The sequence below is a fragment of the Crossiella cryophila genome (assembly GCF_014204915.1).
Lineage (GTDB): Bacteria > Actinomycetota > Actinomycetes > Mycobacteriales > Pseudonocardiaceae > Crossiella > Crossiella cryophila.
In genome coordinates, this window is record NZ_JACHMH010000001.1 from 3,222,634 (window position 1) to 3,236,085 (window position 13,452).

8 protein-coding genes and 1 pseudogene are annotated in these 13,452 nt (G+C 72.2%); 3 read left to right on the top strand and 6 right to left on the bottom strand.

Annotation, left to right across the window (positions count from 1 at the left end):
* Window positions 1-161: 161 nt before the first annotated feature.
* Complete coding sequence (locus tag HNR67_RS15010; RefSeq protein ID WP_185002651.1) at window positions 162-1,601, bottom strand: sodium:solute symporter; 1,440 nt, start codon at window positions 1,599-1,601, stop codon at window positions 162-164.
* 133 nt (window positions 1,602-1,734) lie between these two features.
* Here HNR67_RS15010 and HNR67_RS15015 point away from each other — a divergent pair, with 133 nt between their 5' ends.
* Window positions 1,735-3,207, top strand: coding sequence for a PucR family transcriptional regulator (locus tag HNR67_RS15015; RefSeq protein ID WP_185002652.1), 1,473 nt, complete (start codon window positions 1,735-1,737; stop codon window positions 3,205-3,207).
* An 18-nt stretch (window positions 3,208-3,225) separates the two neighbouring features.
* Here the strand turns inward: HNR67_RS15015 and HNR67_RS15020 are convergent, their stop codons facing one another.
* Window positions 3,226-4,578, bottom strand: coding sequence for a CoA transferase (locus HNR67_RS15020; RefSeq protein WP_185002654.1), 1,353 nt, complete (start codon window positions 4,576-4,578; stop codon window positions 3,226-3,228).
* An 82-nt stretch (window positions 4,579-4,660) separates the two neighbouring features.
* On the opposite strand from HNR67_RS15020, the gene HNR67_RS15025 reads away from it, so the two are divergent.
* Together HNR67_RS15025 and HNR67_RS46660 are read left to right on the top strand one after the other, a co-directional pair.
* The gene (locus HNR67_RS15025; RefSeq protein ID WP_247758681.1) at window positions 4,661-5,278 is read left to right on the top strand and encodes a class I SAM-dependent methyltransferase; all 618 of its coding nucleotides are present in this window, start codon (window positions 4,661-4,663) and stop codon (window positions 5,276-5,278) included.
* Window positions 5,257-6,003: a DedA family protein gene (locus tag HNR67_RS46660; protein ID WP_407645130.1), complete on the top strand. Its 747-nt coding sequence runs from the start codon at window positions 5,257-5,259 to the stop codon at window positions 6,001-6,003. The genes HNR67_RS15025 and HNR67_RS46660 overlap by 22 nt, the downstream gene beginning before the upstream one ends.
* Window positions 6,004-6,200: 197 nt before the next feature.
* Here the strand turns inward: HNR67_RS46660 and HNR67_RS15030 are convergent.
* The 4 genes and pseudogenes from HNR67_RS15030 to HNR67_RS15045 all read right to left on the bottom strand — a co-directional run.
* A pseudogene (locus HNR67_RS15030) lies at window positions 6,201-6,812 on the bottom strand (patatin-like phospholipase family protein); the annotation flags it as partial.
* Window positions 6,809-9,181 (bottom strand): GMC oxidoreductase, encoded by a 2,373-nt coding sequence (locus HNR67_RS15035; RefSeq protein WP_185002657.1) that lies wholly within the window; start codon window positions 9,179-9,181, stop codon window positions 6,809-6,811. The gene HNR67_RS15035 and the pseudogene HNR67_RS15030, both read right to left, overlap by 4 nt.
* Window position 9,182: 1 nt before the next feature.
* Complete coding sequence (locus HNR67_RS15040) at window positions 9,183-10,280, bottom strand: alpha/beta hydrolase (protein WP_185002658.1); 1,098 nt, start codon at window positions 10,278-10,280, stop codon at window positions 9,183-9,185.
* Window positions 10,281-10,413: 133 nt separating this feature from the next.
* On the bottom strand, window positions 10,414-13,356 hold the full coding sequence (locus tag HNR67_RS15045; protein ID WP_185002660.1) for a helix-turn-helix transcriptional regulator: 2,943 nt from the start codon (window positions 13,354-13,356) through the stop codon (window positions 10,414-10,416).
* Window positions 13,357-13,452 lie beyond the last annotated feature (96 nt).

Genomic DNA, 13,452 nt, shown 5'->3' on the forward strand with positions numbered 1-13,452 from the left:
AATGGCGGGCTGGCCGGGGATCGCGGGGGGAGTGGGCGCGGTCGGCATGCCGGGATCTGTGGAGGGCGCGGGCACGGTGGGTTGGCCGGGAACCGTGGAGGGCACGGTCGGCATGCCGGAAGTGGCCGGGGTGCTGGTGGGTCCGCTCTGGGCGGGGGCGGTCATGGGGTTGGCACTGGTTCGGTGGGGGCGTCCTTGCCGGCGAGTCTGCGGGTCCACGCCGCCAGGCGGGCTGGGTCGTCGGGTGGGGTGAGCAGGCTGACCGTGATGAAGCTGATCAGGCCGACGAGCAGGCCCAGGTAGATCGGTTCCTGGGCGGAGAGGCCGAAGTAGGCCATGCAGCCGATGACGGTGAGGCCGCCCAGGGTCATCGCGGTCAGAGCGCCGGTGCGGGTGGCTCTGCGCCAGACCAGGCCGCCGAGGATGGGTACCAACAGGCCGCCCACCAGGAGGTTGTAGGCGACATCCAACGCCGTGACCACGTCGGAGACCAGGCAGGCGATGGCCACCCCGAGCAGGCCCAGCACCAGGGTGAACAGGCGGGTGGTGCGCAGGTCGTCGCCTGCTGCGGGGTTGCGGCGCAGCCGGGGCCACAGGTCGTTGCCCGCCACGGTGGCGCAGGCGATGAGGGCGCCGCTGGCGGTGGACATGACCGCGGCCAGTGCGGCGGCCAGGACCAGGCCCTTGAGGCCGACCGGCAATGCCTCGGTGACGATGGTGGCGAAGGCGCGGTCCCTGGACTCCAGTGCCGGGTACAGGGCCTTGGTCGCGGTGCCGATGAGGGCGCCGGCGAAGGCGTAGACCAGGCAGTAGATGCCGGAGAAGGTGCCGCCGACGCGGGCGACCTTGTCATTTCGGGCGGTGAAGACCCGTTGCCAGATGTCCTGGCCGATGAGCAGGCCGAAGAAGTACAGCAGCACGTACTTGAAGATGTTCTCGCCGCCGATGGTCCACAGCGAGAAGAACTGCGGCTCCAGCTTCGCCGCCATCGCGCTGAAACCGCCTGCCTTGATGATCGCGGCCGGCAGCAGCACCAGCAGGATGCCGACGCTCTTGACCACGAACTGCACGATGTCGGTCGCGGTGATCGACCACATCCCGCCGAGCACCGAGTACGCCACCACGATCCCGCCGCCCAGCAGCACCGACGGGATGTGTGGCATCCCGAACAGCACGCCGAAGATGGTGGCGCAGGCGATGGTTGAGGTGGCCATCAGCATCAGCGAGTAGGCCCACATCACCACGCCCGAGACCGGCGCGGCCTTGCCGCCGTAACGCAGGTCCAGCATCTCGCTGACCGTGTAGACCTTGAGCCGGGTGATCCGGGCGGCGAAGACCAGGCTCAGGCCGAGCACGCCGAGACCGATGGTCAGCACCATCCACGCCCCGGACAGCCCGAACTGGTAGCCGAGCCCGATGCCGCCGACCGTGGACGCGCCGCCGAGCACCACCGCGGACATGGTCCCGGAGTACATGACGTAGCCGAGTCGTCGGCCCGCGACCAGGAACCCGCTCTTGTCCTTGGCCCGTCGGGCCGCCCACCAGCCGATGACCACCATGGCCACCAGGTAGGTGATCATCACCGCCGAGTCGATCGTCACCGGTCCTCCTTCGCCGCGAGTGGAACCAGGTTGGTAGGACCGTAGGGATCCGCCGACCTGCTGCGAAGTGGATGATTCGCACAATGGATGCGACAGTCCAGGATGATTCGTCCAGTAGTGGGGAGGTCGCGGCATGGCCACGGTGACCATTGGTCTGCACGAGCTGCTCGGCCGGACCGATCTGGGGCTGACCCAGCTCAGCGGGCCGAGGGCGGACCGGACCATCCGCTGGGTGCACATCTGCGAGCTGCCCGACCCCGGGCTCTACCTCACCGGCGGCGAACTGCTGCTGACCGCTGGCGTTGACTTCCCGGACTCGCGAGCGGAGATCCACCGCTACGTGCGGCGGCTGGTCGCGGCGGGCGCGGCGGGGCTCGGGTTCGGGGTGACCCCGGTGCACGACGAGGTACCACCGGACCTGGTCACCGCCTGCCAGCGGCACGGGCTGCCGTTGCTGCTGGTGCCCAGCCGGACCTCGTTCCTGGTGATCAGCCAGGTCGTCTCGTTGATGCTGGCCGCGCAGGAACGGGCCGGGCAGCACCGGATCTCACTCGCGCAGGCCGCGCTGACCAGGGCGGCGGCCCGGCCGGACGGGGTGGCCGCGGTGGTCCGGCAACTCGGCGCGGCACTCGGCGGGTGGGCGGTCCTGGTGGACGCCCGGCATCGGCTGAGCAGCGGGGGAGCGGTACCCGCGGGTACCGGGGAGGTGGAGGAACTCGCCGCGCGGCTGCTGGCGCCGGGCGGGCCGTCCTCGGCGACCGCGCACCGGGACGGCGGCCAGGTGGTGGCCCAGGCGCTGGGCCGGACCGACCGGGTGCTGGTCGCGGGCCGGGAACCGGCCTTCTTCACCGCGGACCGGGCGATCCTGGAGGTCGGCGTGGCCCTGCTAACCGTGCTGAGCGGCGCGGACCGGCTGCCCACGCCGGTGGCGGAGTCGGTGACCGCGCTGCTCGCGCTGGTACTCGACGGCGCGGCGGCCGAGGTGGAGCCGCACGTCGCGGCCGCCGCCGGGGTGCCTGCGGGGGGCGAGTGGCAGGTGGTGCGGGCGCGCCGGGCCGGGGCCGCAGGGGAGATCGACCGCGCCGAGGTGGCCACCCGGCTGGGCACCCCCCTGGCCGGACTGCTCGCCGACGGCGGGGTGCGTGCGCTGGTCCCGGCGACCGGGCCGTGCCAGCTGGCGGCGGATCCGCGCTGGCTGGTCGCGGTGAGCGCGCCGGTGCGCTGGGCCGGACTGCCGGGGGCGGCGCGGCGGGTGGAGCGGCTGCTGAAGCAGGCGGTGGCGCAGGGCCGGTCGATCATCGAATCGCCGCGCACCGGCGTGGACGGGCTGGTGCCCCCGGCCGAGGCCGCGGAATTCGCCCTGACCCGGCTGGCGCCACTGGCCGGAGCGCCCGCGCCGCTGATCGAGACGCTGCGTGCCTGGCTGGCCGGGGGTGGCAACTGGGAGACCGCGGCGGCGATGCTGGGCGTGCACCGCAACACCGTGCGGCACCGGGTGGCCACCGCGGCCAAGCTGCTCGGCTGCGACCCGCAGGACCCGGACACCCGCGCTGAACTGTGGCTGGCCCTGCGCTGGCTGCCCGAGCCGCATCCCGCGCAAACCTGAGGTCAGGGCCGAGTCACCTCAGGCGAAGGCGGCGGGATCCGCGCCCGGCCGGTGCGGCGGGCTCGCCCAGTACGGCGCCTGGCCGGCGATCGTGCCCGCTGGGCGCACATGCCGGACCCGGCCGAACGGGGTGTCCGTCTCGGTCAGCAGGTCCGCGACCTCGACCGGCGGCAGGCCGAGCCCGTCGATCCGGCCCAGCCCGTCCAGCCAGGCTCCGGTGCGAGCCAGGGAGACCTCGGCGTGCCAGGAGCCACCGTGCTGGGCGCGACGGCGCAGCCCCTCGATCGCGGCCAGCGCGGCCAGGTGGCCGGTGGCGTGGTCGAGCAGTTGCGCGGGCAGTGGCACCGGGACGGCGGAGTCGGCGGCGGTGGCCGTCTCGTGGGTGAACCCGGTGGCCATCTGCACCAGGCTGTCGAACCCGCGCCGCCCCGACCACGGACCGGTCTGGCCGTAGGCGCTGACGGACACCGTCACCAGTCCGGGGTTGAGCGCGGCGCAGTCCGCAGGCCCCAGCCCCAGCTGGGCCAGCGCGCCGGGCCGGAACGCCTGGAGCAGCACGTCGGCCTGCCGGACCAGCGTCCGCAGGGCGTCCCGGCCCTCGGGGGTGCGCAGGTCCAGGTGGCAGAAGCGTTTGCCGAACCCGGTGTCCACCACCAGCGCGTCCACCAGCTCCAGATGGTCCGCGCCCACCCGCAGCACGTCCGCGCCGTGCGCGGCGAGCGTGCGCCCGGCCACCGGTCCGGCGATCACCCTGGTCAGATCGAGCACCCGCACCCCGGACAGCGGCCGCTCCGCCGGACCCAGCGGACGGCGCGGAGTGTCATAACGGCTGGTCAACTCCACCAACGGCACCCTGGCCAACGCCCTGGCCTGCGGACTGGCCAGCCACTGGCTGCGGCTGCGCTGGGCGGCGGCCACGCCACCGGCGGCCAGCACCGCCTCCTCCACCGCCACCGCCGATGAGGTGCGCAGCGTGCGGGCCACCGCGGACTCGGGCACCGCCAGCGCACGCAGCACCGCCCGGTAGTGCGCCGGGTAGTTGCAGTGCAGCCGCACCCAGCCGTCCTCGGTCGGGTAATCCCCGGACAACGGCCCCCACACCGGCGGCGCCACCCCGTCCACCCGCAGGTACCGCTCGCTGCGGAACGCGGTCACCGCCGCCCGGCCGTCCACCACCACCTCGGGGGCGGGCCCACTACGGGTGTGCCACAACCTGGCCGCCGCCAGCGTGCTCGCGGCCACGGCCGCGGTGGCGGCCTCGGTCACCTTGAAGATCGACGGGAGGATCTCGTCCGGGCTGGTCACGGTGACCGAGGTCAGGTCGGCGGGCCTGCCGCCGATCGCGCCCCACACCTGTTGGAGAGCGTTCATGAACCGACGCTAGCCCTGAAAAAGCCCTGAGATTGGACATCCCCGTGCACATCACACCCGGCTGATAAGGCAGTCTGGTCGGGTGACATCCGCACCCCCACCACGCAACTCGCTGGCCGTGTTCGTCTCCGCGGTCCTGCGCCAGCCGAGCCTCATCGGCGCGGTCGTGCCCAGTTCCCCGGCACTGGCGGCCCGGCTCGCCTCGGTCGTGCCCGGCCAGGGCGAGCCGCTGGTGGTCGAGCTGGGCGCGGGCACCGGTGCGGTCAGCGGCGCGATCGAGGCGCGGCTGGGTGGCCGGGGCCGCTACCTGGCCATCGAGCTGGAACAGGACCTGGCCCAGCACGTGCAGTCGGCCTACCCGGCGATCGAGGTGGTCAACGCCAACGCCGCCGACCTGGACAAGGTGCTCGCCGACCGCGGTCACGGCGAACCCGGCTCGGTGGACGCGGTCGTCTCCGGCCTGCCCTGGGTGCTGATCCCGGAGCAGGTGCAGCGGCAGATCATCGGCCACGTCGCCGACGGCATCGGCCAGACCGGGGTGTTCACCACCTTCGCCTACGTGCACGCGCTCGGCATGGTCGGCGCGCGCAAGTTCCGCTACCTGCTCGAATCAGTCTTCGACGAGGTGCTGCTCACCCGGGTGGTCTGGCGCAACGTGCCGCCTGCCATCACCTACGTGTGCCGGCGCCCGAAGACGTGATCGAGCTGCTGCGGGAGTACCTGAGCGGACTCCCGCCGCTGTTGATCTTCCTCGCGGTCGGGCTGCTGCTCGTCGCCGAGGCCGCGCTGGTCATCGGCGTGATCCTGCCAGGGGCCAGCGCGCTGCTCGTCTTCGGTTTCCTCACCCAGCTCGGCGCGGTGCCGCTGGTCCCCGCGATGATCACCGCGGGCGCGGCGGCGCTGATCGGCTCGCAGCTGGCCTACTGTCGCGGCCGCAGCCTCGGCGGCACCGGTGACCTGCCGCGGAGCTGGACGGTCCGCCGGATCGGCCCGCGTCGCTGGCAGTGGATCAGCGGTCTGGTCGGCGATTTCGGCGAACGGGCCGTGTTGCTGGGCCAGTGGGTGGTCGGCGCGCGCACCCTGGTGCCGCGACTGGCCGGCATGGCCGGGCTGCCGTATCACCGCTTCGCCAGGTGGAACGTGCCGGTCGCGCCGGTCTGGGGCGCGCTGTGGGTGCTCGTCGGCTGGGCCGCCGGGCGTTCCTACGAGCTGGTGGCCACCGTGTCCAGCTGGGTCAGCCTCGGTCTGCTCGGAGTGTTGCTGCTGGTAGCGGTGGTGGTGGCCTGGCGGCGGCGTCAGCCGAGCAGTTCCAGCACCCTGGACCGGCCGTGTTCGGCGACCGCGCGGGCGGTGTCCGGGGAGAACCGGACGAACCCGGAGATGCTGAAGTCCGCGCTGGGCTCCACCAGCACCAGCTCCACCTGACGTTTCTCCGTCGCCCCGGTCTTGGCGAGTTCGTTGACCGTCTGCGCGTGCCGGAAGTCCTGCTCCACCGCGAACCGCGCCACGTTGGCGAAGAGCAGCCCGAGCGCCTCGTCCAGCGAGTCCGGCCGGTCGGTGGCCTGCCGCCGGGAGGAGGCGGCCACCACCACGGTGTCCGGCTCGTAGGCCAGCGCGGGGGACAGCGGCGTGTTGGCGACCAGTCCGGCGTCGGTGTACTCCACCCCGTCGATCTCCACCGGCGGGAACAGCACCGGCGCGGCCGCACTGGCCAGCAGGTGGTCCACGGTCAGCTCGACCTGGCGGTACCGGTCGGTGCGGCGGTGCTCCGGCGGCAGCGTGTTGGTGAACCGGGTGACCCGGCCGGTGGCGTGCTCCACCGCGGAGACCACCGCCACCACGCCCTCCCTGATCGAGAGCCGGTCGCCGTCGAGCACCTTGGCCAGGGTCTTGCGCGCGGGCGAGGTGTCCAGCAGCCAGGTCCAGCCGATCACGCCCAGCGCGTTGCCCACCAGGTCGTCGGCCAGCCGCAGCAGCTGCCAGGGCCGCAGCAGCCGGTACAGGTCGGCGCGGAAGCGGTAGACGTCGGCGGAACCCAGCTCGGCCCACAGGTGGGTCAGCGCGTCCGGGCTCATCCCGCCGGCCAGCAGCCCGATGTTGAGCGCACCGGCCGAGGTCCCGGAGTAGATCCGCGGCGTCCGCCCCAGCTCGGCCAGCCCCTGCGCCACCCCCGCGCCGAAGTAGGCCGCCTGCGCCCCGCCCCCGGAGAGCACCAGCGCCAGTCCACCGCTCATTCCTCGTCCTCCGGTCCGCGCGGGCCGTAGACCTCCCACAACCTGCCAAGGAACATCCGGCCGAACCGCTCCACCGAGCCCAGCGGATCTGGTCCGGTGGCCCGGATGGTGGTGAGCTGCTGCAGGAAGTCCCGTTTCCGGATGTGCAACACGCCAGCGCCGATCGGCTCGCCAGGCTCGTCGTCCTCGTAGACGTGCCCGGAGTACATCCGCACGTACAGCGTGGTGGTGTCCGACCACAGGTCAGGACCGGCGTCGTCGTGCAGGTCCTTGTGCCCGGTCAGGGTCAGCGGGTTGCCTGCCAGGTCGTCCAGGTGCAGCCGGTAGTACATGTGCCGGGTGTCCGTGGCCGAGCCCGGCACCAGCAGGTTGAACCGGCCGAAGGGCACCGCGAGCCGACCGCCCAGGTCGTCGCAGTGCAGCCAGCCGGTGGCCTTGGCCAGGTGACTCGGGTCGTCCAGGAACCGGTCCAGGTCCTCGATGGCGATGGTGAGGCGGAAGGAGAGCCCCCGCTCGTCCCGCCGCCCGACCAGCTCGCCCTGCCGGGGTTCGGTCTCGCCGAGGGCGAAGGAACCGGTCATCTCCTCGGTGAAGGACAACCCGGCGGAGCCGGCCGGCCCCCCTCGGCCGGCCGGCTCCTCGGGGACCCGCACTGCTCCCTCCGAACAGTGCTGGTCCATGGGCTCGACCGTGGATCCGTACTCGGACTCCCCTCCCCCGAGGAGCCGATCACAGAGGCGGTCCGCCCAGGCCGCGATGGTCAGGGAGGGGTTCGGGCCGACCGGTCCCGGCATGGCCGAGCCGTCGGCGACGTAGAGCCCCGGATACCCGTACACCTCGCCGTAGGGATCGCACAGGCCCTCGCCGGAGTGCCGCCCCATCGGCGCCCCGCCCAGCGGGTGCACGGTGATGATCCGTTTGGTCAGCCACATCGGGTTGTCCCGGTACTCCCCGCCCAGCACCTCCGACACCCCGCGCATGGTGGCGCGCACCCCGCTGAAGTACTCCTCGCTGGTCTCGGTGGTCCAGTCGACGTCCAGCCAGCCCTCGCGCATCCGGACCACCCCGTCCGGGATGTCCCGTCCCATGCCCAGCAGCGGCACCGAACTCTCGGTGAACACGCCGTCGTCGAGCAGTTCGGACAGGTCGTGCGAGAGCGAGGTGCTCGGCGACCGGTCGATCGCGTTGAGCAGTCGTTTGGCCGCGAACCCGAAGATCCGGTTGAGCTGACTGGGCGCGTTGGCCGCTTCCACCAGCCAGGCCACGAAGCTCGGGTAGCCCGCGTCCTGGATGTAGTGCCCGCGCCCGGTGATGCCCTCCCCGTCCACCGCGTCCGGCACCCGGATCGCGCTGGTGATCACCGGTCCGCGGTTGGCCTCCAGATCGCGCACCCCGTCGCGGTCCTTGGCCTTGAGCAGGAAGGTGAGCAGGTCGCCGTTGCCGGTGAACCGGGTGCCCAGCGCCCGGCTCAGCCGCGGCAGCCGCGGCCGGTTGCGCAACAGCAGGTGCAGCGTGCCGAAGGTGCCCGCGCCCAGCACCAGCCGGTCGCAGCTGATGGTGCGCGCCCTGGTGACCCCGTTGGGCTGGTGCTCCCGGTAGCCCACCTCGTAGCCGCCGCCGGAGAGCGGGCGGATCAACCGCACCTCGCACATGTCCCTGATGTCGGCGTCGTAGTGCTGCGCCGCGGACAGGTAGGTGTGGTCCAGGCTGTTCTTGGCGCCGTCGTTGCAGCCGATGTTGCACTCACCGCACAACCGGCAGGTACGGCGCTGCTCCCCGTGCAGGTTGCCGTAGCCCGCCTCCTCGATCGGCAGCCCGGTTCCCGGCTCGCCCCCTGGCCGAGCCGCGAACCGGACTGCCAGCGGCGGTCGTTCGAACTCCAGGCCGAGCGCGGTCGCCGCCTCGCGCATGGCCTTCGTCCTCGGCATATCCGAGAAATCCGGGTGGTCCAGCGGGTACGGCGCCGGGGTCAGCATCCGTTCCACCGCGTCGTAGTGCGGGTCAAGGTCGGCCCTGGTGATCGGCCAGGTCTCGTAGCCGCCGCCGTGCAACGGCTCGTCGTGCACGAACCAGTTCTCGTCCTTGCGCTTGAGCACGTTGGCGTAGATCAGCGAACCGCCGCCGACCCCGGCGGAGACCACCGAGGCGAAACCGCGGAAGCTCCACACGTCGAAGAGCCCGTACTGGCGCCGCGTCGGGTCCCAGAAGTTGTTGCGCATCTCCGCGGGGGAGCGGGCGAAGGAGCCGGGCGGGTACTTCCGGCCCCGTTCCAGCACCACCACCGACTTGCCTGCCTCGGCTAGTCGGTAGGCGCTGACGGAACCGCCGAAGCCGGTTCCGACCACCACGACGTCGACGTGTTCGGCCATCTCAGCCGGCCTGTCGCTTGATGAAGTCGAGCAGGTGCGGGAAGACGTCCATGTCGGCGTGCTCGCCGATGAACGGGTCCAGGTGTCCGTAGCCGGGCAGGATGCGGAACTCGTGCCGCCCCGGCGCCATCTTCTCCAGCTTGCGGTAGCAGATCTCGTTGGAGTCGCCGAAGACCTTGTTGGCATCGCCGGTGGTCAGCAGGATCGGGGTGGTCACACTGGCCGCGTTGCCGAGGTAGTCGTTGGGCAGCTCCTCGTGCCGTTCGTCCTTCGGGTCGTACTTCACCGCGCGCCCGGCCAGGTACATCTTGCGGACGTGCCGGTAGTAGTTCATCCCGCTGCCGCCGCACAGGTCGCCCAGCCTGCGGTGGGTGACCTCCAGCAGGTTCTCGTGCCGGTACATCGCCGGCCAGCCCGCTCCCCACAGGTGGCTCAGGATGTGGCAGGCGGAGACATCGCATTCGCGGTGCATCGCCGAGATGACCTTCGCGGCCAGCCACGGCCGGGTGAACCGCGGCGCGTCCCCCCAGCGCGGGTCCATGTACTCGAAGCCCAGCACGTACTCGAACAGCTCCGGCTCGAAGGAGATCTTCGCCGCGGAGTAGGTGGGCAGGTTCGGGGTGAGCGCGACGCTGTTGGCGACCACGCTGGTGATGCCGTTGACCGCCCCGCCGAACACGCTCATCAGGAAGGAGACCGCGCCAAGGCAGTGCGCGATCACGTGCAGCCTGCGGTCGGGGCCGATCGAGCGCCGGATGGTCTCGACCGCCGCGGCGTTGTCCCAGTGCGCCACGTCGTCGAGGGAGTAGCGGTGCATGCCCTGGTTGTAGGGGTGCCGGTTGCTGAGCCTGCTGTCCAGCGTCCACACGTCGCCGAAGCCGTTGTCCAGCAGGTAGCTGACCAGGTTGCGGTGCTCCGGCATGATGTACATGTCGCTGGACTGGGTCAGTCCGGGGATGAGCAGCACGACGTCCTGGCTCTCCGCGCGCCGGAACCGCAGCATGCTGAGGCCGAGGCCGTCCTCGGTGGTGAACGGGTGCGTGGACACGTCCGCGTCGCGCACGCCGTCGAGCGTGTACAGCGGGATCTCGCGTTTCATGGGTCCTTCACCTGACCATCGTGTGTGTGTCCACCTTGGCCAGGACGCGTGGTCCGTGCCATCGTGGGAATCACTGACATCTTCATCCGGGTCGGGCCGCTGAGCTGCCCCGACCCCGGTGTCGACGGTCGGTTCAGCCCTTGTCGTGGGCGTCCAGGGCGGGCCCGAGCACCCGGCCGACGCTGGCCCGCGAGGTCACGCCGAGCTTGGTGAACACGTGTGACACGTGGGTCTCCACCGTGCGGATGCCGATGAACAGCTTCTCAGCAATCTGCTGATTGGTGTGCCCGTCGAGCACAAGTCGGGCGATTTCGAGTTCTCGCGGTGACAATCCGAACGGCCCGCTCTGCTTCGGTCCACCTGGGACGGCCACCCGGACACCCAGGCGGCGGGTGGCCCGCAGCGCCTCGGCCCGCAGTGATTTCGCCCTGCAGGCGGCGAAGGCATCGGCCGCGGTCGCCAGCTCGGGCAGGGCCCTGACCCGGTCTTTCGCCGCGGTGAAGGCGAGTCCGGCGCGCAGCCGGGCGCGGGCGGCGTCCAGTTTGAGCCCGGCCTGTTCGAGCACGGCGGCGCAGCGCAGCGCCAGTTCGGCGGCGGCGGCCGGATCGGTGCCGGTCAGCGCGTGCGCCCGGACCGTGCCTGCCAGCGCCCGGTTGATCTCCAGCGCCGGGTCGGCGATCCGCTCGGCGCGGTCGGCCCAGGCGGCGGCCTCGGCCCAGCGGCCCGCGCCTGCCAGCAGGTGCGCCATGGCCTCGCAGCAGAACAGCAGCATCGGCTGGTCCCGCTGCACCGACTCCAGCAGGTCGCACACCTCGTCCGCGGCGGCCCCGTCCAGGTCGCCGGAGTGGGCCACCGCGATGGCCTGGGCGACCCTGGCCCGCAGCCCCCACCACTCGGGCACCAGGCCACCGGCCTCGGTCGCCTCGGCGGCCACCCGCAGTGCCTCGGTGTGTTCGCCGGACCAGGTCAGCAGCAGCGAACGGGAGCCGAGTGCCATCGCCATGGACTGCTGCGAGCCGCCGACCCTGGCCATGTCGATGGCCTCCTCAGTCAGCGTGAACGCCTCGTCCATGTCGCCGAGCACCGCCGCCGCCTGGGCCTGACCGACCAGCAGCGGGGGGAGGATGTAGTTCTGGCCGGTGTTGCGGGCGATCTCCACCACCCGCTCGAACCGGGGCAGCGCGTTGCGGTAGCGGCCGGTGAGCAGGTCGCTGAAGCAGAGCCAGGTGAAGGCGTCCAGCCAGGGCGCGAGGTCGGTGGCGGTGGCGGTGACCAGCACCCGGTCGGCCTCGTCGAGCAGGGCCAGGCCGCGCGCGCCGTCCCCGCCGGCGATGGCGGGCATCGGCCGGAGCGCGGCCACGGCGTAGGCGATCGGCTGCGGCACCAGCTCGGTGGGCACCTGGTCGAGCAGCCGGGTGGACTCGGCGTACTCCGCCGACCAGATGGCCTCCACGGCCAGCCGCAGGTGCAGTGGTCCGGCGTGCTGGATGGCCTCGGCCGGGACCGCGCGCAGTTCCCGCTGCAGCAGGGCACGCGCCTCGACCGCCCGGCCGAGCAGCCGGGTCACCCTGGCGTAGATGTTGCCCGCGACCATCGCCCGCTGCTGGTATGCCTGCGCGGGCAGCCGTTCCAGCACGTCCAGCGCGGTGCCGCTGGCCTCGGTGAACTGGCTGGTCACGCCCTGGGCGGCGGCCAGTTCGATGAGCAGCTGGATCCGGTCGCCGGTGTTGGCCGGGATGTCCGGCAGCAGCCGCAGCGCCTGGGTGAGCCAGTAGGAGGCGGTCATCGGCGCGCGCGGCGCGACCGAGCGGGCGGCCTGGGTGAGCACGCCGACCGCGTCGACGTCGCCGAACCCGGCCGAGCGGACCACGTGCCTGGCCAGCTGCGGCGCGGGCGCGTTGAGCTTCTGCAGGTAGGCCGCGACCCGGCCGTGGGTGGCCATCCGCCAGCCCGCGGAGGCCGAGGTGTAGGCGGTGTGCCGGACCAGCGGGTGCCGGAAGCGGAAGCGGCCAGGGGTCGGCGCGATCCGCACCACGTCCCGGCCGACCAGCTCGTCCAGCACGGTCAGCGCCTCGCCGTCGGACAGCTCAGCGGCGGCGGCCGCGGCGGCGGGCTCGAACTCATCGCCCACCACGGCGGCGGCGTGCGCGATCAGCAGCGCCTTGGAGGAGAGCTGACCCAGTTCCACCTGCAGTGCCGAGCGCACCGCGTCCGGCACATCGCGCAGCGCGTCCTCGGCCAGGTCGCCGGTGATCTGGGCCAGCGGGTTGCCGTTGCCGTTCTCCGCCCTGGACAGCGCTTCCAGGTAGAACGGGTTGCCGCCGCTGGACTCGTACAGCCTGCGCCGCTTCGCCTGGCTCATCCCTGGACCGAGGAACTCCTCGGTCTCCTTCTGCGACAGCGGACTCACCGTCACCCGGGTGCCCTGACCGGCCGGCACCTGGGACAGCGCGGTGCGCAGCCGGGCGGAGACCTGCGCCGGCCGGTAGGCCACCGCGATCACGACCTGCCCGCGCGGGGGATGCCGCACCAGGTAGTCGAGCAGTTCGATGGTGGCCTCATCGGCCCAGTGCACGTCGTCGAGCAGCAGGGTCAGCCCGGAGGACTCGGCGAGCACCTCCAGCAGCGTGCGCACGGCGCGGTGCAGCCGGTAGCGCGCGCCACCGGCCCCGGCCGGGATCGGCACCTGCGGCAGGTCGATGGTCAGCCCGGGGAAGACCGAGGACAGCAACCGCGCCTCGGGCAGCGGCAGCCGCCGGGTCAGCAGGCCGATCTGGGATTCGAGGTGGTCGTCCAGGGCGTCGACCACCGCGGCGAAGGGCGCGTCCTGCTCGAACTCGGCCGCCCGGCCGGCCAGGGTGGCCATGCCCAGTTCACGGGCCTGGTTCGCCACTTCGGTGACCAGCCGGGACTTGCCGACGCCGGGCTCGCCGACCAGCTCGACCAGGAAGAAGGTCTTGCGGGTGGAGCGCTTCAGCGTGTTGCCGAGGACCTTGAGCAACGGCTGCCGTCCGACCAGCGGACGCAGCGTCGGGTCTGCCGTCGGGGTGATCTGCTGATCCCGCCGACCGGACATCGTTTCCGAACCCCCCACCCACATCGCCGCCGCGGAGTGATTATGCCAGTCCCGCGGCGGCGACGCGGAGCCGTCCGATGGGGGGTTCTCCAGAGA

Coding starts and splice junctions, on each gene's coding strand:
- HNR67_RS15035 (WP_185002657.1), bottom strand. CDS start 9,181: ATGGCCGAACACGTCGACGTCGTGGTGGTCGGAACCGGCTTCGGCGGT.
- HNR67_RS15020 (WP_185002654.1), bottom strand. CDS start 4,578: ATGAACGCTCTCCAACAGGTGTGGGGCGCGATCGGCGGCAGGCCCGCC.
- HNR67_RS15015 (WP_185002652.1), top strand. CDS start 1,735: ATGGCCACGGTGACCATTGGTCTGCACGAGCTGCTCGGCCGGACCGAT.
- HNR67_RS15040 (WP_185002658.1), bottom strand. CDS start 10,280: ATGAAACGCGAGATCCCGCTGTACACGCTCGACGGCGTGCGCGACGCG.
- HNR67_RS15045 (WP_185002660.1), bottom strand. CDS start 13,356: ATGTCCGGTCGGCGGGATCAGCAGATCACCCCGACGGCAGACCCGACG.